Genomic DNA, 22448 nt, shown 5'->3' on the forward strand with positions numbered 1-22448 from the left:
GTTCGTGTCTCCACGAACCAACAAGAGCGGAGTGCCGCGTATTACAAAACCCGGTTCCGGTGCGTGAAAACACGCACCGGGGTGAAAAGAATGTTCATGCCCTTAGGAATCACCACCCCTTGGCTTTGCGCATACACCAACGTTGGCTGTTTTATTGACGATTCACGATTGACGATTCACGATTGACGATTCACTATTCACCGATTGCCTCCTTCGCCACAATTACCGCCACCGTTTTCACATTGAAATACTCCTCCCGCATATACATATACCCATCAGCCGGATTGCCGGTGCCCCAGGAATTTTTCACATAATACCAGGTTTTACCCTTGTTGTCTGTCGTGATGCCCACGATATGCATCAGGTGATCGATGGTGGTCTCTCCGCTTTTAAATGTCCTCTGTCTGGTTTGCTGCAGGTTGGCCGGTGTTTGCCAGAGATAGGCAAGGCCATCCTGGAAACGGAATGTTGGTTCGGTTACATCACCATCCCATCCGACGGTAAATCCCTTCTTTAAAGCAGTCTGTGTAATTTTTATCAGGTCTTCGACAGGCACATTATAATAACTATCGCCGGTCCAGTTGTATTTGTCTTCCAATACAAAGTTTGTATAAAAGGGATGATGCGTGTAGGAAGTGATCTCTATATAATCATCCGGTTTAATGGCCAGGGAAGCTGCATAACTTTGCGGCGTGTATATTTTGCCCTTATAAGAAAAAGTAGAAGGCACCTCACCAAGATATCGATCGAGCCATTGATCGATGGTCTTTATATCCTCCTCTGCTGGTTTTGTTTTTCCGTCTGCAAGCATGGTTTGTACAAACCGGCTCATCAATGTATCCAGCTCTGCGTGATCATGCGATTTTCTGTTGTCCGTCAATCCGGAATATGCTTCGTCCGGCACCATCCCGTAGTTGCGGAGCACATACAGCACATCATGAAACTGACCTCCCGGCGTAAAATAAACCTGGCCTTTTGTTTCAAGATACCGGTATACTTTTCTTATATAAGAATAGCGCGCAGTAAACATTTCGCTTAAATCTTCTGCTGCCTGTCCTTTGCGAAGCAGCTCTGCTTCGAGCAATGAGTTGCTGGCAAAGCTCCAGCAGGTGCCCGACATTGACTGATCGCGTACGGGTGTACAGGCCGGCGTGGCCGGTGGCTTCAGCCCGAGCTTTGCAATGTCCGGTTGCTGGGCATTGGCACATAAGCCCAATACAAGACACAGGAAAATAAAAAAACGGTTCATGCGATGTTTTCGCAAATAAACCGTTTTAATATAGTTACCTCCTACCATCTGGCGGGTATTTTATAGTCGTCCGTTCCTGATCTCCTCCACCACTGCCGGATCCAGCAGGGTAGACGTATCTCCCAGGCTGCCGGTTTCTCCTTCGGCAATCTTACGCAAAATGCGACGCATAATTTTTCCGCTTCTCGTTTTAGGTAATCCGCTTACAAACTGCACTTTATCCGGTTTGGCAATAGGACCGATAATGCGCGATACCGTTGCGAGTATGTCTTTCTTCGCCAGGTCGTCCACATCTGGTTTACCGCTGTAGATTACATAGGCATATATACCCTGCCCTTTGATATCATGCGGATAGCCCACCACCGCGCTTTCCACCACACCTGCGTGCATGTTGATCGCATTTTCTACTTCGGCCGTACCAATGCGGTGCCCGCTTACATTCAATACATCATCCACGCGGCCGGTGATGCGATAGAATCCCTGTTCATCGCGTAATGCACCATCGCCGGTGAAATACAAATTTTCATAAGTAGCAAAATAGTTGGTGCGGCAACGTTCATGATCGCCGTAGGTAGTGCGGAGTATGCCGGGCCAGGGTGCTTTGAGGCAAAGGTTTCCTTTGTAATAACCGTCTTCATCTTTCTCCGTAACCTCCTGCCCTTTTTCATCCACCAATACTGGTTGAACACCCGGCAAGGGCAAAGTAGCCCATGATGGTTTGGCCGGCGTAACGCCCGCCAGGTTGGAAATCAATACACCGCCGGTTTCCGTTTGCCACCAGGTATCCACAACCGGGCAGTTCTTTTTTCCGATGTGTTCATCGTACCAATGCCAGGCTTCTTCATTGATCGGCTCGCCTACCGTGCCGAGCACCTGCAGGGACGACAGGTCTTTTCCCTGAAGCGGTTCTTCACCAAAGCCCATCAGGCTGCGGATAGCTGTCGGTGCCGTATACAAAATGTTCACTTTGTATTTCTGTACAATGTCCCAGAATCTTCCGGCGTCGGGCCAGGTGGGTATGCCTTCAAACATCAGCGAAGTAGCGCCTGCACTGAGTGGTCCATATATAATATAACTATGTCCGGTGATCCAACCGATATCGGCAGTACAGAAATGTACCTGCCCCGGTTGATATTGAAATACGTTTACGAATGTGTAGTTGGTCCACACCATATAACCGGCGCAGGTATGCACCACACCTTTTGGTTTGCCGGTGCTGCCCGATGTATATAAAACGAACAACGGATCTTCCGCATCCATTTCTTCCGCCTTGCCAAATTCTTCAACCGGCAAGGTGTCGGTTACTTTGGTCATTTCATCTTCCCACCATACATCGCGGCCCTTCAACATACTAACGGGTGTACGTGTTCTGGTATAAACGATCACACGCTTCACTACTTTATTTCCGATCAGTGCATCGTCGATCACCGATTTCAGCGGAATGTCTTTTCCGCCGCGGTAGGCGCCGTCGCAGGTAACGATAAATTCCGCTTTTGCGTCGTCCAGTCTGTCGGCAATGCTTTGTGCAGAAAAGCCACCGAAGATCACACTGTGTATGGCACCGATACGCGCGCAGGCAAGTACGGCATACGCGAGTTCGGGAATCATTCCCATATAAATACACACGCGGTCTCCTTTCTTTACACCGTTGTTCTTCAACACCTGTGCAAACTGGCAAACCCGCTTGTGGAGCCGCTCGTAGGTCACGATCCGTGTTTTTTCCTCCGGATTATTTGACTCCCAGATGATGGCTGGCTTATCACTGAGCGTGGCAAGATGACGGTCGAGACAGTTCTCCGTGATGTTCAGTTTGCCGCCTGCAAACCATTCAATTTTGGGTTGGGTAAAATTCCAATCGAGGACCTTGTCCCACTTTTTTCTCCAGGTAAAATGTTCTGCAATATCACCCCAGAATTTTCCGGGATCGTTTACGCTCTGCTTATATGCCTCCTGGTATTGTTCGAAAGATTTTATCTGGTAGGGATATGACATACGACAATCTGATTTTTTTTGAGGCTTAAATGTACGAAGACAAATTTTTTTGAACGGTGATAAAAATCAATTACGTATTTTAAGCGAATGAAAAACGATACTGCTTCTTCCATTTGCAAAGTGATTGGCGCTTCGTCGGTGGGCACCATGATCGAATGGTACGACTTCTACATCTTTGGTATGCTGGCCAAAACCATCAGCGTACAATTTTTCCCGGAAGGAAATACAACGGCAGCGCTCCTGAGTACACTGGCCATCTTCGCCGCAGGTTTTATTGTTCGTCCGTTTGGCGCATTGGTATTCGGACGTCTCGGTGATCTTATCGGACGCAAGTATACGTTCCTCCTTACGCTCGTATTGATGGGCGGTTCTACTTTTCTTATAGGTCTTGTACCGGGTTATAAAAGTATCGGTATTGCCGCGCCGTTGCTGGTATTGCTGCTGCGATTGCTGCAGGGACTGGCACTCGGTGGTGAGTATGGCGGGGCCGCAACCTATGTGGCGGAACATGCGCCCACCCATCGCCGCGGCTTTTTTACCAGTTGGATACAAACCACCGCCACACTCGGTTTGTTCGTGGCGCTGGGCGTGATCATGCTGGTGAAAATGAATATGCCCGATGAGCAGTTCAATACAGAATGGGGCGGGTGGCGTTATCCTTTCTGGTTCTCCATCCTGCTGGTAGTAGTATCTATCTATATCCGTATGAAAATGCATGAGTCGCCGTTGTTTGCCAAACTCAAATCGGAAGGCAAAACATCCGCGAATCCTTTGCGTGAAAGTTTCCGCAACAAAGCCAATTTCAAAATGGTACTGCTCGCATTGTTTGGTGCGGTGATGGGCCAGGGTGTTGTGTGGTATACGGGACAATTCTACGCGCAGAGTTTTCTCGAAACAAAATGTACGCTCGAATTTGAGCAAAGCCGCACCGTAATGTTGTGGGCCATAGCCTTTGCCACACCTTTCTTCCTGTTCTTCGGATGGCTCAGCGACAAGATCGGACGTAAATGGATCATGATGCTGGGTATGTTATTAGGCATTCTTACCTATCGCCCGATCTTTGGTTACTTCCTGGAAACCACACAAGCGATCACCAAAAATGCGGAGGCAAAGATCAGCGGCATCACTGAAGAATATACTGAAACCTCAACGGGCGAACGCATCCGCACACATACAACCGTTTATTCGTTAGCGGATGGCAGCGGCTTCCGCGAAGTGCAGCGTGATACACTGGATACGGGCGGCGCGGTAAAAGCTGCAGGCCCGGTAATCGTAGCGGAAAAACATTTATCTTCTTCGCAGTACTGGAAATTTGCGGGGCTTGTATTCCTGCTCATATTATATGTAACGATGGTGTATGGTCCGATCGCGGCATTTCTCGTTGAAATCTTTCCCACCAAAATCAGGTATACGTCGATGTCGCTGCCTTATCACATCGGCAACGGCGTATTTGGCGGCCTGGTGCCCTTTATCGGATTGTTGCTGACCACAAGTTTTCCCGGCGATCCGCTGGTAGGACTATGGTATCCGATCGGGGTGGCAGCCCTCTGCCTGGTGATTGGCGTCATTTACCTGAACAACCGTATCGATAAAAACGTAGAAGATTAACCTGTAAACAACTGACTAACATGAATGCATTGAAAAAAGCGCTGGGTGTGCTGTGGCTGATTGCCGGACCGGCGGTGATATTTTTCCTGGTACAGGGCGCTGTTGAACATATCGATCCCAAAGGCACGAAAGACATTAACAGCCCGGTGGTATGGATCATCATTATTGCCATATTTACGCCCATTGCGCTGGGGCTGATGATCTTCGGATGGTATGCGCTGCGCGGTGAATACGACCATCTGCCGGAAAGCTCATCAGAAATTTAGTTAAAATTTATAGCGGCACTTGTAAATGTGTTGTTTATGTAATTTTTTTGTAAACCAAACGGCCTATTGGTTGTTATAAGTTATCTTTACACGGTATATGCAAACGCACACCTCACCATACACGCTGATCAATAAGGCTTCCAGCATTCTGATGCTGCTGGCACTTATCTGGCTGACGGTGAGCATTCCGTTTGTATACCGGGCCCAGCAGGAAGCCGGCGCATCCAAATCAATGGTGTCCCTGTCTGGCGGCGAAAGCAACGATGATGCGCCCGCATCTTCTACTTCCGACAATAATCCTTTCGCCAACACTACCGAGGAAAAACCCTGCGGCGGTGTCAATACATTGACCGAGGAATACCTGCATGCCTTCCATCAGGATTTCACCCGTCATTTTTCTGAAGTAAATGTTCCCGCCATTCATGCGCATGAAGCTACTTATGAAGCTTTTCATGGTGAACTGTTGTGTCCTCCTCCCAATCAGGCATAAGCTACTGCTGCGCAATCGCGTCAGCTGATCTGATCTGATTTCTTTACTGTTTCCTTACATTTTTTACTACGAACCCGGCTTGTACTGACATGACCCGAATGGATCATGCGGCTGGCTGATAAGACAGGTTTTATTCATCACTCGTAAATAGCAACGTTTATGGCTGCACCTCGTGCAAATTATTTCAAAAGTTTATCCAGCGATATTCCCTCGTCCATTGTGGTATTCCTGGTAGCCCTTCCCTTGTGTCTGGGTGTGGCACTGGCCTCGAATGCCAGTCCCTTCAGCGGGCTTATTGCAGGTATCGTGGGAGGTATCGTAGTGGGTTTCGCCAGTAAGTCGCACCTCAGTGTGAGTGGCCCTGCTGCTGGTCTTACCGTTATCGTAGCCGCTGCTATCGCAACATTGCAATCGTTCGAAGCATTTCTGCTGGCGGTGGTGCTGGCGGGTGTGTTACAGATCATTCTTGGTTTTCTGAAAGCCGGTGTTATCGGTGATTATGTACCCAATGGTGTGATCAAAGGCATGCTGGCCGCGATCGGTCTTATCCTGATCCTCAACCAGGTTCCTCACCTGCTCGGTGATGATTCCCATTTCGAAACAGACGAAGGCGTGATCCCGGAGAAGGGAAATATCTTTTCCAACTTCATCAATGCTTTCGCACACATTACTCCCGTGGCATTCCTGATCGGCGGGGTGTGTCTGGCGTTTCATTTTGTGTGGGAAAAAATAGTGGCCAAACAAAAAGGGTTTATCAAAGCTGTACCGGCGCCGCTGCTGGTGGTATTGATAGCTGTAGGCATCAACTATTATTTCCAGAGTTCACAGCCGGCAAGTGCACTCGTTGGTGATCACCTGGTAAAAATTCCTATCGCCAATTCACCAAATGAGTTTCTCTCGTTCTTCAATACACCGGACTGGAGCCGGATTTTCGATTACAATGTATTGACGATCGCGGTAACGCTTGCACTGGTGGCAAGCCTGGAAAGCCTGTTGAGTATCGAGGCGGTAGACGATCTGGATCCGTATCAGCGTGTAACACCAACCAACCGCGAATTGAAAGCGCAGGGACTTGGCAACCTCGTATCAGGCCTGATCGGTGGTTTGCCGGTTACCAGTGTGATCGTACGTTCATCGGCCAACGTTAATTCCGGTGCCAAAACAAAAATGTCGGCCATCCTGCATGGCGTGTTGTTGCTGGTGAGTGTGGCGTTTCTGCCATTCGTGCTCAACATGATTCCGAAAGCGGCACTGGCGGCGGTATTGATCTTCACCGGTTATAAACTGGCAAAACCTTCGCTGTTCAAGTCCTTTTATAAAAAGGGATGGGATCAGTTCCTGCCGTTTGTAATAACGATTATAGCGATCCTGGCAACCGATCTGCTGAAAGGTGTGATCATTGGTATCGGTGTAGGTTTATTCTTCTCGTTCCGCAGCAATTTCCGTTCGGCTGTATTTGTGGTAAATGACAACAACAAATACCTGTTCCGTTTGCGTAAAGACGTGTCGTTCCTGAACAAAGCGATCATCAAACGTAAGCTGGAAGAAGTGCCTGAAGGATCATCGGTGATCATTGATGCATCACGTGCCGACTTTATCGACCGTGATGTAATTGAAACCATCGAAGATTTCATGATTGCAGCACCGCTGAAGGACATCCATGTCGAGCTAAAAAAAAGCAATCTCCGGGATCAGGGATTCAATGAAAAAATAGTTGATCACAAAAACGGAACAAGCGGCGGACCTGTACGCAATCACGATAAATCGGTATCGGTGAAAGCGGATGTTCCGGCCCCGTCGAAGAATTAGGTTATAAGTTTTAAGTAATAAGTTATAGGTATTAAGTAATGATGCAATCAGGAAAGTCCATTGACGATTGACTCCCGAAATTTCGGGATCACCATTCACGATTCACCATTCACTATTGACTATTGACGATTCACTATTGACAACTCACAAAAAAAAGCGCGTTATATGAACTCTTACGAAAAATTGTTACTGAACAACAAAGCATGGGCAAACGAAAAAGTAGAAGACGATCCCGATTTTTTTAAGCGGCTCTCCCAAACGCAGACACCCGAGTTTCTGTGGATCGGTTGCAGCGACAGCCGTGTACCCGCCAATGAAGTAACCGGCACACAGCCCGGCGAAATCTTCGTTCACCGCAACATCGCCAACCTGGTGGTGAACACAGACGTTAACCTGCTGAGCGTTCTTTCTTATGCAGTAGGACACCTGAAAGTAAAACATATCATCGTTTGCGGTCACTATGGTTGCGGCGGTGTGCGTGCTTCCATGACCAAAACAGACTTCCGTCCTGTATTGAATATGTGGCTGCGCAACATTAAAGATGTATACCGTCTGCACCGCGAAGAACTGGATGCCATCGAAAACATCGATCAGCGTGCCGACCGCCTCACGGAGCTCAACGTAAAAGAGCAGGTGATCAACCTTGCCAAGACCTCTATCATTCAGCGTACATGGGCCAGCGAGCAACGCCCCCATATTCATGGCTGGGTATACGGTCTGAAAGATGGCGTCATCAACCCCGTTTTTGATATAGCCCCCGGAGCCTCTATCGATGCTCTGTATGAATATGAAAACCTCTAAAAGTTGACCAGCAGTTTGTGTGTTTCAACTGTGCCGGTGGATCTCTATCTACCGGCTTTTTTTATTTCGTAAATAGCGTAGGTTTGCAGTATGTCCATTGAAATAAACAACCTGGTCAAGGATTATGAAGGGCAGAAAGCGGTCAACAACATTTCGTTCCGCGTAGCCAAAGGTGAAATTGTCGGTTTCCTGGGCCCCAACGGAGCCGGTAAATCCACAACCATGAAGATCCTGACAGGATACATACCGCCCACCGGCGGTCAGGCATTCGTCTGTGGTATCGACGTCACCACCAACCCGCTGGACGCCAAAAAGAAAATCGGTTACCTCCCCGAATCCAACGCCCTCTACTACGACATGTATGTAAGGGAATACCTGTCTTTCATTGCTGATACGCATCAGTTACCCGAAAGGGCAAAGGCTGTAGAGCGCGCCATCGACGTTGTGGGACTTAACCGCGAAGCACATAAAAAGATCGGTCAGCTTTCCAAAGGATACAAGCAACGAGTGGGCCTTGCTGCCGCACTCATCCATGACCCCGAGGTACTGATACTGGACGAGCCGACGAGCGGCCTCGATCCCAACCAGATCATAGAAATACGCGAAGTAATCCGCAGACAGGGACAGGACAAAACAGTCCTCTTCTCCTCCCACATCCTGCAGGAAGTGGAAGCCATCTGCGACCGCGTGATCATCATCAACCTGGGTACACTGGTAGCCGACGACGCACTCAGCAACCTGCAGCAAAAGCGCGGCGGACAACAAGCCGTGGTTGTAAAATTCGATACAGCCGTCAACAAACAATTGTTAGAAAATATCGCGGCGGTTACGTCCATAGAAGTACAAACCGGTGCGCAGTATAAATTACTGACAGCAGATGCAGATAATGTGCGCAAACAAATCCTGAAGGTTGCATTGGAACATAATCTCAACATCGTTTCTTTGCAAAGCGAAGAACATCGCCTGGAAGACATATTCCGTTCACTCACGGCAGCGCAACCCGCTGCGCCAACGGAACAACCTTCCGTGAACGAACAACAATAAATTAAATAATAACCATGAGTTACATTTCCGAAATTTTCGCCAGACAGATCCTTGACAGCCGTGGCAATCCGACAGTAGAAGTAGACGTGATCACCGATGAAGGTGCCCTCGGGCGTGCCGCAGTACCCAGCGGAGCCAGCACCGGCGCGCACGAAGCTGTTGAACTGCGTGACAACGACAAGAAAAAATATGTAGGCAAAGGCGTACTGAAAGCGGTAAAGAATGTAAACAGCACCATCGCTCCGTTGCTGTTGGGTTATGATGTAGCTGATCAGACGGGTATCGACCAACTGATGATCGAACTCGATGGCACAGAAAATAAAGGAAAACTCGGCGCCAATTCCATGCTCGCGGTAAGTATGGCCGTGGCAAAAGCAGCGGCTGAAGAAGCAAATCTTCCACTGTTCCGCTATATTGGCGGTACTAACGCCAAAACCCTGCCCATTCCGATGATGAACATCCTCAACGGTGGAGCTCATGCGGATAACAAGATCGACTTCCAGGAATTCATGATCATGCCCGTGGGCGCGCCCTCCTTCAGTGAAGGCCTTCGCTGGGGTGTGGAGATATTCCACTCGCTCAAAACTGTATTGAAGAAAAAAGGCTTCAGCACCAACGTGGGTGATGAAGGCGGTTTCGCCCCTAATATTCAATCCAACGAAGAAGCGATCGATACCGTGATGGAAGCTATCCAGGCTTCGGGCTACAAAGCCGGTTCACAGATCGTGATCGCCATGGATGCAGCCAACACCGAACTTTGGGATGCCAAAAAGAAAAAATATGTATTCCACAAGAGCAGCGGCAAACAACTGAGCAGCGACGAGCTGGTTAAGTTCTGGGAAAAATGGGTAAAGCAATATCCTATCGCCTCTATCGAAGATGGTATGGCCGAAGACGATTGGGCCGGCTGGAAAAACCTGACCAACGCGATCGGTTCCAAATGCCAGTTGGTAGGCGACGACCTGTTCGTAACCAACGTAACACGTATCCAGCAGGGTATCGACACCAAAACAGCCAATGCCCTCCTGGTGAAAGTAAACCAGATCGGTACCATTACCGAAACCATCAACGCGGTAACACTGGCACAACACAATGGTTACAACACCATCATGAGCCACCGCAGTGGTGAAACGGAAGACACGACCATCGCCGACCTGGCGGTAGCGTTGAACTGTGGTCAGATCAAGACGGGCTCTGCCAGCCGTACCGACCGCATCGCCAAGTACAACCAGCTCATCCGTATCGAAGAATTGCTGGGTGCCAGCGCTGTTTATCCGAAAGGAAAGATTAAATTTGGTAAATAACTTATATAAAGGCGGCAGTCTTTAAACCACTGCCGCCTCTTTTTTAAACACCTGGTATGCGTCTGTTTCGTCATATTCCGGCCTGGCTCAGAAATAAATATTTTCTGGCTATTGCCGTTTTTGCCGTGATCATGCTGTTCCTGGATAAGAACGACTTCTTTACCCAACTGGAACGCCGCAAAGAATTGCATGCCCTGGAAAAAAGCCGCGATTATTTTCAGGAAGAAATCCGGCAGTTGAACCTCCAACGTTCTGATAATAAACCTTATACCTTAGAGAAGCTCAGCCGGGAAAAATACCTGATGAAGCGCGACAACGAAGATCTTTTCGTCATCGAAGAGAGCAACGGAGAAAAAAGTAACTAAATAGCAACACGCACAATAAGGACTGCGCTTTGTCGTTTTAAACCCGGACGAATCACTATTTCAAAAGGATTTTAACTGGTTTGCCAATGGACAATTTTACTCCTGAGGATCTTTTACTGTATCTCTACAAAGAAGTTTCCCCCCGTCAGCAGGAACAGATCGAGCAGGCACTCGAGCGAGACTGGACACTGAATGAAAAGATGAACGTGCTGAAATCTGCCCGCGAACGTCTTTCCAGGATCCACGAATCGCCACGCACCGAGGTTGTTCTGAATATTCTTCGCTACGCGAATAAGCAAATTTCTGCTGTCAGTACACACTGACTAATTCAAAAATAAAAAGTCAAAAGTCAAAAAAGGTTGCGCGATTTTTCATGCACTTTTGAATTTTGAATTTTTACTTTTGAATTCTTATGACCCGCAAAGAACGCTATGATTTTGTACTGGATTATTTCCAGGAACATGCTCCCGATGCCGAAACAGAACTGGTTTACGACAATCCCTACCAATTGCTCGTGGCAGTCATCCTCTCAGCCCAGTGCACGGACAAACGGGTAAACATGACCACGCCCGCTATTTTTCAGCAATACCCTGATATCGACGCACTCAGTCATGCCACGTTCGACGAGTTATTTCCCCTGATCCGCAGCATTTCATATCCCAACAACAAAACCAAACACCTTATCGGCATGGCCAATATGGTGAAGGATGACTTTGCAGGTGAAATCCCGATGACGGTGGAAGAGCTGATCAAACTACCGGGCGTGGGCCGTAAAACCGCCAACGTGATCACTTCGGTGATCGACCAGCAGCCCAATATGGCCGTAGACACCCACGTGTTCCGCGTAAGCAAACGCATTGGCCTGGTAACCCAGAAGGCCACCACCCCGCTGGCCGTTGAAAAAGAACTGATCCGGCATATTCCCAGCGAACTTATCCACAAAGCACATCATTGGCTGATCCTTCATGGCCGCTATATCTGCGTGGCCCGCGCCCCTAAATGCCCCGAATGCGGCCTGCAACAGGCCTGCCTCTTTTTCCAGAAATCCTACAATTAATTTTCCGTAAAGCCGTTTGTTTATTACATTTAAAACTGATCTTCGCAACCTTCCAATCTCCCCTGAAAACCGCCCCGATCCGCACTCCTCCTTTATTGTAGAAGTCTAAACTATGCTGATGTTGAAACGCGCTTTTTTACCCGTTATGATCTTCTGCGCCCTGTTGTCAACCAGGAGTGCACATGCCCAATACTATTTCCTGAATGACCGCTACTACGGCCAGGACTTTACGTTCGAGCTTGGCGGCTCCGTAGGCGCCATGAATGCTTTTACCGACCTCGGTGGTAACAAAGGCATTGGTAAAAACTTCGTCAAAGATTTCAATCTCAAAAATACACGCCCGAGTTTTGGCCTCTATGCCCTGGCTACTTACAGGGAAGCCATTGGCGTACGGCTCGAAGGCACTTTCGGATCGGTGCAGGCCTATGACAGCATTCTGAAAAAAGATGGCAAAAGCACTTTTGGCCGATACGAACGCAATCTCAGTTTCAGAAGCCGCATCACCGACGTGCAACTTTCATTCGAAATACATCCGTTATTCTTCAAAATGTATTCAGAAGACGAAGCACCTTTTTTCTCCCCTTATCTTGTTGCAGGCGTTGGTTATTTCGCTTTCAACCCGCAGGCCCAGCTCAACGGCAAATGGTATGACCTTCAGCCGTTGCGCACCGAGGGACAGGGCTTTGCGCAATACCCCGACCGCAAGCCTTATAAACTCAGCCAGATCAATATCCCGGTGGGCGTCGGTCTCCGTTATGAACTGACACCCTCTATTTATACACGCCTGGAAGTGGTACACCGCTTTCTTTTCACCGACTACCTGGATGACGTAAGCACTACGTATATTGACCCGAATGCTTTTTACCTGAACCTGCCTCCCAATCTTGCTTCCATCGCAGAGCAGATGCATAACCGCAATCTTCCCGGATCCGGCTACCAAACCGGCGGCCCCGGCGATCAGCGCGGAGATTCCAAAGACAAAGATTCTTATTTCACCATTCAGTTGAAGTTTGGTTTTGTATTGCGCAACGAACCGCGGTAAGGTAGTAAGTAGGAAGTAAACAGCCGGTTATTGCCAGCGCCAACGATCTTGGTTCGTGTATACACGAACCAAGGCATTCACGATTGACAATTCACGATTGACGATTGACGATTCACCCATTCACCATTCACCATTCACGTCAATCGTACTTCCTCCCCCTGCTCTGCAAAAAATCCCTGTACGAAAAACTAAAATTGAGCTGAAAATAATTTTCCTTGATAAGGTTAGCCTGCTGCGTGCCGCGCACACCACCTTCCAGCGAAACGGAATACAACAAACCTTTGCTTAATATACCTCCCATACCCGCCGTAAAACCATACTCCCTGATCGGTTGATTGCGGATCTGCAGATAAGACTGATTATAGAAACCTCCAAGTTGAAAGAAACGGTGCTCTATCTCCTGGTTCCATACATTTTTTTTCCGGGAAAATTCCACGCCGCCTGATAAGCGGCTGCTGCTGACCATTTGCCATCCCTGTTTCTTTATCTGCAACGAAGACCAGTCATCATAGGTATAATCCACCAAGTAGGTCGTTTTGCGATTGTGCGTTAACGATATACCGGCTGCATAACTTTTCGGCAAACGGAAATTTCCCTGCTCCAGCGTTTTTGCATCCACCAGTGTCGTTGTTCCCTCTGTTACTGTCAATGTCCGTTCCGACGGCAAGTTCACTCCGGGAGTATAACGCCCGCCAAGATTGAGTGCCCATTTTTTTCCCAAAGCCGTATAGTATTGCGCACCGGCCTGGAAGCGCGGACGCCCGAAATATTCCTGCACTTGTGTGCTGACCGACGAGCCCAGCCCCGCATCACTCACGATCTCCGTTTTATTGAACCCGCCGGCTACAATAGCCGATCGTAAGCCAACCGAAAAATGTTTCCCCAACGACACTGCATTGGTCCAGTAATATTCATTCAGACCACCGTCACCTTCATAACGCGTCTGGTAAGTTGTGTTGTCGCCTATTATTCCTTTTTCTCCGGTAAATGTATAGTTCACATTACTGAATTGGCTGAAACCGGCACTCGTAGCCCAGAAACCATTTACTTTAACAGCCAGTGAAAGACGTTTGATCCAGAAATCTTTGTTCTTGCTGTTATCGATACTGACCGGCGTGCCGGAATAGGTAACCGTACGCGCGGCCATAGCCGCATCTATTGTATAAAAACTGCGTGTAAGTCCTGTTATGGCCGCGGGATTGTTATCAACGAGATAAATAGATGATCGCGTGGCAATTCCCGTACCTGCAAGACCCGCTGTACGATTATAACTGCGATGATCGATATCACCGATGCCGTAGATGGAATAGGGACTGTTCATGTTCTGCGCACGCACAATTGCAGTAGCAAAAAAGAACAGGCATAGTAATAGCGTAACACGTTGCTGCATAAAGAGAGATTTACAGATCAGTTAGTGGATGTATTGACAGTGATCAGCGTGAGGCGCAACCGGCATCGCTGTGCGTCCGGCAGTGAACCGCCGGCCCCCACGATCAACCGCGAGATATTCAGCGGTGCCGATGCATTGTGCATCAACATGAAACCATTATCCTGGCTTCCCCCCGAGCTAAGCAACGCACTGATATAAGCCGTTACGTTAAACCGGTAGTAATTATTTTCCCCGTATACAAGGTCGAGCATGGGATCGGCATAAAGGATGTCCGAACCAATAGAATCCAGTACCGAACCCGACGATAAATTGGAAGCATCGGTTTGCGTCATGTACAATTGATTGGGCAGGGATGATATACCCTGCACAAATGATTGCGGATAAGGGCGGACAATCAATTCTGCTTTTGCCAGCCTTACATAACTCTTTCCGGCAAGCAGGTTTTTCAAATAAGGAAATGTCATTTTTATAGTTAACCCGGTACCCGCCTGCTCAAATACGCGCCCGCCGGTAAGCGACGCCGCAATCTCCGTTAAATTATTTCCCGTACTCAGCAATCCCGTACCCGAACGGTCCGCTATGAGCTGATTGAAAGTATACGTGTTGTTGAGCACGCCAAAGTCTACATAAGCGGGCGATGGATACGGCACCGTGGTATGATAATGCACGCGCAGGCTGAGGGTGCTTTGTACTGCATTCAATCCAACTACAAAAGATTCGTCAGCCGCACTTACATCCAATGCAAGACCGTACAGATAACCCAGGAAGTTTTCCTGCGAGCTCAACTCCGTGGCATGATCGCGCAGTTTGGTAAAGAGTTCCTGCCCCTTTGCATCCTGTAAACGCACGACCACCGAATCCATCTGCACCGGATTGATGCGGACCGTACTGCTACCCAGCGAAACGGCTTTCACCGGCACGTCACTCGTATTGTATAGTTTATTGTTATAGCTCAATGTCATCGGCCGCGACAACTCATCAGCACGAATAGTGATGGAGCGCGTTGAATCTCCATAGTAATAATCATTGGGACGCAACACCAGGGTGAGTGAATCAAAGATGGCCGAAGAAGGAATCTCCGGCAGAGAAGCGGGAACGGCCAATTGAAAAAATGGCCTTGCCTTAATCAGACCAAGATAGGCATCGCGGTAACGACCCAGCAGGAAGTAACTGGTGCCACTTGTTGAAAACGAATCGGTCATCACCGTCGACAACTGTACCGTTGTGCTATCGATATATTCAATGGAAGTATAAGGGTTATCCGGTGTGGTACCGAACTCTATATCCTTGCGGGTGCAGGAGAGCAGCCAGAGGGAAAGACCGAGTATCATGCAGGGAATAAAAGCTTGCAGACGCATGGGAACCATAGTTTATCGTTTGTTAAAATGCCCGCGCAATATATCCCGCCCGCCTGCCGGTAATTTGTTATACTCTATTAATGCCACGGATAAATCGGCGAAAGACGCTTCACCACCGATAAGCGCCTGCAACCTTTTTGAAAGCGCTTTTTTTCAGCATTGTCCTGCTGATAGAGTCTTCCGTCAGTTCTATCTATTCATTAAGGCAATTCATCTATTTTAAGAGAATCTTCCGCCTCACCGCCAATACTTTTATCCGCTTGAAGTCCGTGATGCCTGCCGGCTCCGGCTATTAATTATCCACGAAAGGACGGTCGGCCCGCTCCTTACAAAACCAGAGAATGATGAAAAAAGTACACGCTTATCTTATCGGTTCTTTACTGATCACCGGTTCGGTAGTATTGTCGCAGGGTTGTACGCGCGACACCAGTTCGGACGATGACCTGATTGGCAACTGGAAAAAAGGAGATGACTTTGAAAGAGATGCCCGCAGTGAAGCCATTTCTTTTACCATCGGCGATTACGCTTATGCAGGTACAGGCGCAGGCTCCAGCAACTCCGAACGTTTCAAAGACATCATGGAGTACAACCTGGCCAGACGTTATTGGACACAGAAAGCCGATCTTCCCGGTGCGGCAAGAAGTTCTGCCGTGGCTTTCTCCATCGGCAACAAAGGCTATGTAGGTACAGGCTACAGCGGATCTGCACGTCTCACTGATTTCTGGGAATACGACCAGGCGGCCAATCAATGGACACAGAAAACTGCTTTTGCCGGCACCGCACGGTATGATGCAGTGGCATTTGTATTGAATGGAAAAGCCTACGTTGGCTGCGGTAACGACGGTAATTATCTCAAGGACCTGTGGCAGTTCGATCCCTCCGGCAACGGCGGCCAGGGTTCGTGGGAACAGAAAGCAAGTGTGGGCGGTTCCAAACGCTCGGCAGCCATGGCTTTCGTTGTCAACAATACGGCTTATATCTGCGGAGGCAACAACAACGGCGAAACGCAGACCGACCTCTGGGCCTACAACGAAACAGAAAACCAGTGGACCAAGAAAAATGATATCTACAACGCTACCGACGACTCCTTCGATGACGATTACGGCACCATCGCCCGTCAGAATGGTGTTACATTCGTGATCGATAACTTTGTGTACCTGGCAACGGGTGAAAGCGGCACAGGCGCTATCAATTCCACCACCTGGCGCTACGATCCTTCGAGTGACCGCTGGGCGGAGAAAACCGCATTTGAAGGCACCGGCCGCACAGGCGCCATTGCCTTCACCCTGCAGAACCGCGGCTTTGTGGGCACGGGCCGCAGCGGCAGCCTGCTGATGGATAATATTTTTGAATTCCTGCCCAACGATGAACAGGTAGACAATGACTAAGCCCGGCGTAAAAACGATACTGCTGATCAGTGTGCTGATTGCGGGATGCATGTGGTGGTTATTGCCGCGCAAAAAAGTGCAACCAGTATTTACTTCCTCGGTGTTTGCAACGGATAAGGGCTGGGGTTATGATATACGGATAAATGACAGTCTGCTGATCCACCAGGATGTGATTCCCGCACTGCCTGTGAACGCCGGCTTTGCCAATAAAGAACAGGCGGAAGCGGCCGCCTCACGCGTAGTAAGCAAACTCCGCAAAAAAGAATACCCGACTTTATCGGCGGATGAAGTAAGACAACTAATAACAGCATCCCGACATGAATGAGCAACTTCCCATCAACCGCTTTTTGCTCGTGCTCTTTGGCTTCCAGAGAGCGCGCAGCATCGGGCAATTGGTTTTCATCTTACTCGTGCATGCGGTTGCCTGGGCGTTGTTTCTCTGGCTGCCATTGCTATTTTATCCTGTGCGCTTCGACGGAGAACCGGTATGGCGAAGGGAACTCATTACCAAGATTCTTCCGATCGCTTTCTTTTACCTGAACTATTATTATTTCCTTCCGCGCTTTTTTGAAAGAAGAAAGATTACGGTCTATCTGTTATTGGTACTGCTGTCGGTAATAATAATCAGTGTGGCTGATATGTTCATCCGTTCGAAGCTCAGTGGTCTTTATCCGGTAAGCGGTACCAGAATGCTGTCGATAAAATCAAAGCCGTTACAGGAGCCGGCACCTGTGTTCCGCATCAGGATCGACCGGGGGGATAGCCTGTTCACCAGCGTCACGCCTGCGCGGCCATTCGATGAACACATGGTGTTGGGCATTCCACAATCCTTTGTTTTCTTTTCGGTAAGCCGGACTGCTTCTACCTGCATCTTTCTTTTGTTATTGGGTGGAATGATACGCCTCGCTTATTCATTCCTCAGAAATCAAAATGAAAAAAAGAGCCTGGAGAACGCACACCTGAATGCAGAAGTAAACTTCCTGAAATCGCAGATCAATCCGCATTTTCTTTTTAATACGCTGAACAGCATTTATTCGCAGGCACATGCCCGTTCGGAAGACACCGAATCATCGATCCTTAAACTGTCGGAACTGCTGCGCTATGCCTTGTATGATTCGGCAGAAGACCAGGTTGACCTTGACCGCGATATACGCTACATCAACAACTACATTGAGTTGCAGCGTTTACGGTTGTCGAGCAAGATACAGCTTGACTACTCGGTGACCGGCGATATGACCGGTAAAAAGATCGCGCCTATGTTGCTGATTAGTTTTATCGAGAACGCTTTCAAACACGGCATCAGCTATACCCATGCATCCGCCATCGATATACAAATACACATTTTTGAAGAAACATTAACGCTTACCGTTGTGAACCCGGTGATCGAAAAAGATAGTTTTGCTCCCGGCGGGCTCGGCCTCCGGAATGTGAAACGCAGGCTGGAACTGGTTTATCCCGAACGATATGAATTGATGACAGAGCGTGAGAACGACCAGCATATTGTTCACCTAAAACTGAAACTATACCATGCTTAACTGTGTGATCATCGATGATGAGCCGCTTGCCCTTCAACTGATGGAGGACTACGTGCAGAAAACACCTTACCTGCGTCTGGCAGGCAAATTTGAAGAGCCGTTGCAGGCGCTCAACCTGCTTGAATCAGCTCAGATCGATCTTCTTTTTCTCGATATAAAAATGCCGGACATTACCGGCATTGACTTTTATCGTTCACTTTCGCACAAACCGGAAGTGATCTTCACCACCGCCTACAGCGAATATGCCATCAACGGATTTGAGCTGAAAGCACTCGACTATCTGCTGAAACCTATTTCATTTGAAAAATTTATCACAGCCTGTAACCGTGTACGCGACCTGATGGAGAATAAGAACCGTCCCGTAATGGCAGAAAAGGATTTCTTCTTTATCAATGTAGCACACAAGATGCATAAGATATTCTTCGACGACATTCTTTATCTCGAAGGATACAAAGACTATACGAAAGTGCATTTGACGAGTGCGTCCAACCCATTGCTGATCCTGCACAACCTGAAATACTTTGAGGATATGCTGGACAAACATGCTTTCGTCCGCATTCATCGTTCCTATATCGTATCGATGAGAAAAGTAACGGTTGCTTCGCGCAAAGCGGTGACCATACAGCAGCAGGAATTACCTGTCAGCGATAACTATCGTGATACATTTTTTGCACTGATCGAACAGCACGCGCGATAACCTCTACAAACTCCGGCTGATCAGCAATATTTCCTGATCTCTTCCACCAGTTCCGTCTTGGTCATCGGCAGTCCCATGATTTTGTTGTAAGACTTCGCGTCGACCAGGTATACATCGCGCAGTATCTTGATGAGCTGACCGTTGTTAAGTTCGGGAACAAGGATCGTTTCAAACTGTGACAAAATCTGTCCGAGGTTACGGGGGAAAGGACGCAGGTAACGCAGGTGTGCGTGACTAACGGAAAGGCCGTCTTCCTGCAATTCGTTCACGGCTGATTTGATGGCACCGTACGTAGATCCCCAACCGAGCACCAATACTTTACCTTTTTCTTCTCCGCTGTCCAGTTTCTGTTCGGGGATATGGTCGGCGATCTTGTTTATTTTTTCTTCGCGGATCTTCACCATCAACTGATGGTTCTCCGGATCGTAGCTCACGTTGCCGGTGATATTCTGTTTTTCGATGCCACCGATGCGGTGTTCGAGTCCGGGTGTGCCGGGCACAGCCCATGGACGCACCAGTTTTTCGTCGCGCAGGTATGGCTGGAATTTCTCTTCACCGTGTCCGAGATCTGTTTTGAATTTCACATGAATCGGGGAAAGATCTGCCGACTGCGGAAACTTCCAGGGCTCTGCACCATTGGCAATGTAGCCATCACTCAGGAAAATCACGGGTGTCATGTGTTGTACGGAAATGCGTACGGCTTCGTATACAGCTTCGAAACAATCGGCCGGAGTAGACGCGGACAGTACAGGCATGGGGCATTCACCGTTGCGGCCGTAATAAGCCTGCAGCAGATCCGACTGTTCTGTTTTGGTAGGCAACCCGGTGGAAGGGCCGCCCCGTTGTACGTCAATGATCAGCAACGGAATTTCCAGCATCACGGCAAGGCCCATTGCTTCTGCTTTCAAAGCCATACCGGGACCGGAGGTGGTCGTAACGCCCAAAGAGCCGCCATATGACGCGCCGATAGCGGAAGAGATCGCGGCGATCTCATCTTCAGCCTGGAAAGTACGGACGCCGAAATTTTTATGACGGCTCAGTTCGTGCAGGATATCCGATGCCGGTGTGATCGGATAAGTGCCGAGGAACATAGGCAGCCCGCTTTTCTGCGAAGCAGCAATTAGGCCGTAGGCCAATGCCTGGTTGCCCATGATGGAGCGGTAAGAGCCGGCTTCGATGCGGGCTTTTTCTACTTTATAGGTAGTGGTAAAAGTTTCGGTGGTATCGCCATAGTTGTAACCTGCGTGCAGTGCTTTCAGGTTGCTGGCGAGAATATCTTCTTTGCGGCCGAATTTTTCGGTAAGGAAAGCTTCCGTGTTCTTCATATCGCGCCCGTACATAAAATAAAGGAAGCCGAGGACGAACATGTTTTTGGCGCGGTCTTTCTCCTTCATGCCCAATGTGAATTCCTTCAGCGCTTCACGGGTCATTTTGGTGACATCCATTTTGATGACGTCGTAGCTGTCGAGGCTGCCGTTTTCAAGAGGGTTATCGCCTTCGGCGTAATTAGCCAGCCGGAGGTTTTTGCTATCGAAACCATCGGTGTTGATGATCACTTTGCCACCTTTCTTCAATACGCCGAGGTTGACCTTGAGGGCGGCGGCATTCATGGCTACGAGTACGTCGCATTCGTCACCGGGTGTGTGAATGCTGTTGCTGCTGAAGCGCAACTGGAATCCGCTCACGCCGGGAAGTGTTCCCTGCGGGGCGCGGATCTCGGCCGGGAAGTCCGGGAAAGTGCTGAGGTCGGCACCCAGCAATGCTGTGTTGTTGGTAAACTGTGTACCGGTCAGTTGCATACCATCGCCGCTGTCTCCGGCAAACTTTATCACTACGTCCTGAAGGACTTCCTCTTTACGAATCATCTGGAAAAATTGTCGGGCAAAGGTACTAAGTATTAAGTTATAGGTTATAAGTTTTAAGTTATCCGATAACCTGATCCCCTCAACATTATCAAATCTTCAAATCATCAAATTTTCAAATTAGCATTTTGCAAATCTTTAACCAGCGGGATTTGCAAAGCGGCATTGGTGCACACTAATTTCACTTAAAATTTATTCCCCCAACTTTATGGACCAGCACACCAATTCCGACCAGCCTCCGTCAGAGGCCTCCCTGCTTCCTCATGCCCGTTTCACCCTTGTTTTGCTCTTAACCGTTGGTTTCTTCGCCTGTAACGACCGGCAGGAATTCAAACCACTGAAGTCCGCCGGCATCACCCCCGCCGATTCAATGGCAAAACCTGTGGCTGCCGCCCCCGCCAAGCCGGCAAAAAAGAAAAAAAAGATCTACCTCACTTTTGATGACGGCCCCAACCTGGGTACTCCCAATGTGCTGCACATCATACGCGAAGAGCAGATCCCTGTTACCTTTTTTGTTATTGGTGAACACACCGCTGCCAGCCGCCTGCAACAAGCTACCTGGGACAGCCTGCGCAACCTGCCGCTGGCCGAACTCTGCAACCACAGCTATTCCCATGCATGGCGCAACCGCTACAACAAATTTTACGCTTCCCCCGATTCGGTGGTAAAGGATTTCGACCAGACCAGGGAAATGCTGCAACTGGACAACCACATTGCCCGCACACCCGGCCGCAACGCCTGGCGCATCGACAGCCTCAAATTCACGGACAATGCCAAAAGCCGGACGGCCGTCGATTCGCTGCAACAGGCTGGTTACACCGTAGTGGGCTGGGATCTCGAATGGCATTTTAACCCCAAAACGCTTAACGTAACGGCTGATGCAGATCAGCTTGTACGTCAGATCGATACGTTGTTTGCCCGCAACCGCACCAAACGTCCGGATAACCTCGTGATCCTGGCCCATGACCAGGCCTACCGCGGTACACCCGATACGATCGAACTGCGCAAACTCATCCGTAAGATCAAGCAGAACGACAACTACGAATTTGCGGTAGTGAGCAGCTATCCCGGCATACCGCAAAAGCCGGCCCCACGTTAAAAGTCAAAATAGTTACCGCTGATCAAATTCTCTTTGAGAATGATTGTTTGTTCGCTTAAATTTACGAGCGCCATTATACCTGCACCTGGTAA

General features: G+C 48.9%; 21 protein-coding genes. 16 read left to right on the forward strand and 5 right to left on the reverse strand.

Features of this window, described 5'->3' with window-relative positions:
• Window positions 1-193: 193 nt before the first annotated feature.
• Window positions 194-1249, reverse strand: coding sequence for a C1 family peptidase (locus H608_RS22475; RefSeq protein ID WP_051268340.1), 1056 nt, complete (start codon window positions 1247-1249; stop codon window positions 194-196).
• A 60-nt stretch (window positions 1250-1309) separates the two neighbouring features.
• A complete protein-coding gene (gene acs, locus H608_RS0114345) occupies window positions 1310-3241 on the reverse strand; it encodes an acetate--CoA ligase (protein WP_028788280.1) in 1932 nt (643 codons plus the stop codon).
• A gap of 87 nt (window positions 3242-3328) precedes the next feature.
• Between acs and H608_RS0114350 the strand changes: the two genes are divergently transcribed.
• The 11 genes from H608_RS0114350 (at window position 3329) to H608_RS23765 (ending at window position 13027) form a co-directional block, all read left to right on the forward strand.
• Window positions 3329-4849 carry an MFS transporter gene (locus H608_RS0114350; protein ID WP_028788281.1) on the forward strand — a complete coding sequence of 507 codons (1521 nt, stop codon included), beginning with the start codon at window positions 3329-3331 and terminating at the stop codon, window positions 4847-4849.
• Window positions 4850-4869: 20 nt separating this feature from the next.
• Window positions 4870-5115 carry a DUF6814 family protein gene (locus H608_RS0114355; RefSeq protein ID WP_028788282.1) on the forward strand — a complete coding sequence of 82 codons (246 nt, stop codon included), beginning with the start codon at window positions 4870-4872 and terminating at the stop codon, window positions 5113-5115.
• A 97-nt stretch (window positions 5116-5212) separates the two neighbouring features.
• On the forward strand, window positions 5213-5605 hold the full coding sequence (locus H608_RS0114360; RefSeq protein WP_028788283.1) for a hypothetical protein: 393 nt from the start codon (window positions 5213-5215) through the stop codon (window positions 5603-5605).
• A 159-nt stretch (window positions 5606-5764) separates the two neighbouring features.
• Window positions 5765-7414, forward strand: coding sequence for a SulP family inorganic anion transporter (locus H608_RS22480; protein ID WP_071836958.1), 1650 nt, complete (start codon window positions 5765-5767; stop codon window positions 7412-7414).
• A gap of 165 nt (window positions 7415-7579) precedes the next feature.
• Window positions 7580-8215, forward strand: a complete 636-nt coding sequence (locus tag H608_RS0114370; RefSeq protein ID WP_028788284.1) for a carbonic anhydrase — start codon at window positions 7580-7582, stop codon at window positions 8213-8215.
• Window positions 8216-8305: 90 nt separating this feature from the next.
• Entirely contained in the window at window positions 8306-9259 is a 954-nt protein-coding gene (gldA, locus tag H608_RS22485) for a gliding motility-associated ABC transporter ATP-binding subunit GldA (protein ID WP_051268341.1), read from the forward strand.
• Window positions 9260-9273: 14 nt separating this feature from the next.
• Window positions 9274-10563, forward strand: a complete 1290-nt coding sequence (eno, locus tag H608_RS0114380; protein ID WP_028788285.1) for a phosphopyruvate hydratase — start codon at window positions 9274-9276, stop codon at window positions 10561-10563.
• 56 nt (window positions 10564-10619) lie between these two features.
• Entirely contained in the window at window positions 10620-10928 is a 309-nt protein-coding gene (locus tag H608_RS0114385; RefSeq protein ID WP_028788286.1) for an FtsB family cell division protein, read from the forward strand.
• An 86-nt stretch (window positions 10929-11014) separates the two neighbouring features.
• Entirely contained in the window at window positions 11015-11251 is a 237-nt protein-coding gene (locus H608_RS0114390; protein ID WP_028788287.1) for a hypothetical protein, read from the forward strand.
• Window positions 11252-11340: 89 nt separating this feature from the next.
• Window positions 11341-11985, forward strand: a complete 645-nt coding sequence (gene nth, locus H608_RS0114395; protein ID WP_028788288.1) for an endonuclease III — start codon at window positions 11341-11343, stop codon at window positions 11983-11985.
• Window positions 11986-12103: 118 nt separating this feature from the next.
• Entirely contained in the window at window positions 12104-13027 is a 924-nt protein-coding gene (locus tag H608_RS23765; protein ID WP_155990181.1) for a DUF6089 family protein, read from the forward strand.
• 139 nt (window positions 13028-13166) lie between these two features.
• Here H608_RS23765 and bamG read toward each other — a convergent pair whose 3' ends face one another.
• Together bamG and H608_RS0114410 are read right to left on the reverse strand one after the other, a co-directional pair.
• Window positions 13167-14417, reverse strand: coding sequence for a BamG family beta-barrel-assembly machinery protein (gene bamG, locus H608_RS0114405; protein ID WP_155990182.1), 1251 nt, complete (start codon window positions 14415-14417; stop codon window positions 13167-13169).
• A 17-nt stretch (window positions 14418-14434) separates the two neighbouring features.
• A complete protein-coding gene (locus H608_RS0114410) occupies window positions 14435-15775 on the reverse strand; it encodes a DUF4270 family protein (protein WP_162142885.1) in 1341 nt (446 codons plus the stop codon).
• Window positions 15776-16119: 344 nt separating this feature from the next.
• Between H608_RS0114410 and H608_RS0114415 the strand changes: the two genes are divergently transcribed.
• From H608_RS0114415 to H608_RS0114430, 4 genes are read left to right on the forward strand one after another with little or no spacing between them, the layout of a single operon-like run.
• Window positions 16120-17163 (forward strand): Kelch repeat-containing protein, encoded by a 1044-nt coding sequence (locus H608_RS0114415; RefSeq protein ID WP_028788291.1) that lies wholly within the window; start codon window positions 16120-16122, stop codon window positions 17161-17163.
• Window positions 17156-17488: a DUF4907 domain-containing protein gene (locus H608_RS0114420; protein ID WP_028788292.1), complete on the forward strand. Its 333-nt coding sequence runs from the start codon at window positions 17156-17158 to the stop codon at window positions 17486-17488. The genes H608_RS0114415 and H608_RS0114420 overlap by 8 nt, the downstream gene beginning before the upstream one ends.
• The gene (locus H608_RS23770; RefSeq protein WP_051268344.1) at window positions 17481-18698 is read left to right on the forward strand and encodes a sensor histidine kinase; all 1218 of its coding nucleotides are present in this window, start codon (window positions 17481-17483) and stop codon (window positions 18696-18698) included. Before H608_RS0114420 ends, H608_RS23770 begins: the two co-directional genes overlap by 8 nt.
• Window positions 18691-19395, forward strand: a complete 705-nt coding sequence (locus H608_RS0114430; protein ID WP_028788293.1) for a LytR/AlgR family response regulator transcription factor — start codon at window positions 18691-18693, stop codon at window positions 19393-19395. Before H608_RS23770 ends, H608_RS0114430 begins: the two co-directional genes overlap by 8 nt.
• 20 nt (window positions 19396-19415) lie before the next feature.
• Here H608_RS0114430 and H608_RS0114435 read toward each other — a convergent pair whose 3' ends face one another.
• Window positions 19416-21260 (reverse strand): 2-oxoacid:acceptor oxidoreductase subunit alpha, encoded by a 1845-nt coding sequence (locus tag H608_RS0114435; RefSeq protein ID WP_028788294.1) that lies wholly within the window; start codon window positions 21258-21260, stop codon window positions 19416-19418.
• Between the two features lie 205 nt (window positions 21261-21465).
• Between H608_RS0114435 and H608_RS0114440 the strand changes: the two genes are divergently transcribed.
• Window positions 21466-22356, forward strand: coding sequence for a polysaccharide deacetylase family protein (locus H608_RS0114440; protein WP_051268345.1), 891 nt, complete (start codon window positions 21466-21468; stop codon window positions 22354-22356).
• Window positions 22357-22448 lie beyond the last annotated feature (92 nt).

Source organism: Terrimonas ferruginea DSM 30193 (assembly GCF_000425585.1).
Lineage (GTDB): Bacteria > Bacteroidota > Bacteroidia > Chitinophagales > Chitinophagaceae > Terrimonas > Terrimonas ferruginea.

What these genes read in the sequence shown, in the direction of transcription:
- H608_RS22475 (WP_051268340.1), bottom strand. Translation starts at nt 1,249, where the DNA reads ATGAACCGTTTTTTTATTTTCCTGTGTCTTGTATTGGGCTTATGTGCC.
- acs (WP_028788280.1), bottom strand. Translation starts at nt 3,241, where the DNA reads ATGTCATATCCCTACCAGATAAAATCTTTCGAACAATACCAGGAGGCA.
- H608_RS0114350 (WP_028788281.1), top strand. Translation starts at nt 3,329, where the DNA reads ATGAAAAACGATACTGCTTCTTCCATTTGCAAAGTGATTGGCGCTTCG.
- H608_RS0114355 (WP_028788282.1), top strand. Translation starts at nt 4,870, where the DNA reads ATGAATGCATTGAAAAAAGCGCTGGGTGTGCTGTGGCTGATTGCCGGA.
- H608_RS0114360 (WP_028788283.1), top strand. Translation starts at nt 5,213, where the DNA reads ATGCAAACGCACACCTCACCATACACGCTGATCAATAAGGCTTCCAGC.
- H608_RS22480 (WP_071836958.1), top strand. Translation starts at nt 5,765, where the DNA reads ATGGCTGCACCTCGTGCAAATTATTTCAAAAGTTTATCCAGCGATATT.
- H608_RS0114370 (WP_028788284.1), top strand. Translation starts at nt 7,580, where the DNA reads ATGAACTCTTACGAAAAATTGTTACTGAACAACAAAGCATGGGCAAAC.
- gldA (WP_051268341.1), top strand. Translation starts at nt 8,306, where the DNA reads ATGTCCATTGAAATAAACAACCTGGTCAAGGATTATGAAGGGCAGAAA.
- eno (WP_028788285.1), top strand. Translation starts at nt 9,274, where the DNA reads ATGAGTTACATTTCCGAAATTTTCGCCAGACAGATCCTTGACAGCCGT.
- H608_RS0114385 (WP_028788286.1), top strand. Translation starts at nt 10,620, where the DNA reads ATGCGTCTGTTTCGTCATATTCCGGCCTGGCTCAGAAATAAATATTTT.
- H608_RS0114390 (WP_028788287.1), top strand. Translation starts at nt 11,015, where the DNA reads ATGGACAATTTTACTCCTGAGGATCTTTTACTGTATCTCTACAAAGAA.
- nth (WP_028788288.1), top strand. Translation starts at nt 11,341, where the DNA reads ATGACCCGCAAAGAACGCTATGATTTTGTACTGGATTATTTCCAGGAA.
- H608_RS23765 (WP_155990181.1), top strand. Translation starts at nt 12,104, where the DNA reads ATGTTGAAACGCGCTTTTTTACCCGTTATGATCTTCTGCGCCCTGTTG.
- bamG (WP_155990182.1), bottom strand. Translation starts at nt 14,417, where the DNA reads ATGCAGCAACGTGTTACGCTATTACTATGCCTGTTCTTTTTTGCTACT.
- H608_RS0114410 (WP_162142885.1), bottom strand. Translation starts at nt 15,775, where the DNA reads ATGCGTCTGCAAGCTTTTATTCCCTGCATGATACTCGGTCTTTCCCTC.
- H608_RS0114415 (WP_028788291.1), top strand. Translation starts at nt 16,120, where the DNA reads ATGAAAAAAGTACACGCTTATCTTATCGGTTCTTTACTGATCACCGGT.
- H608_RS0114420 (WP_028788292.1), top strand. Translation starts at nt 17,156, where the DNA reads ATGACTAAGCCCGGCGTAAAAACGATACTGCTGATCAGTGTGCTGATT.
- H608_RS23770 (WP_051268344.1), top strand. Translation starts at nt 17,481, where the DNA reads ATGAATGAGCAACTTCCCATCAACCGCTTTTTGCTCGTGCTCTTTGGC.
- H608_RS0114430 (WP_028788293.1), top strand. Translation starts at nt 18,691, where the DNA reads ATGCTTAACTGTGTGATCATCGATGATGAGCCGCTTGCCCTTCAACTG.
- H608_RS0114435 (WP_028788294.1), bottom strand. Translation starts at nt 21,260, where the DNA reads ATGATTCGTAAAGAGGAAGTCCTTCAGGACGTAGTGATAAAGTTTGCC.
- H608_RS0114440 (WP_051268345.1), top strand. Translation starts at nt 21,466, where the DNA reads ATGGACCAGCACACCAATTCCGACCAGCCTCCGTCAGAGGCCTCCCTG.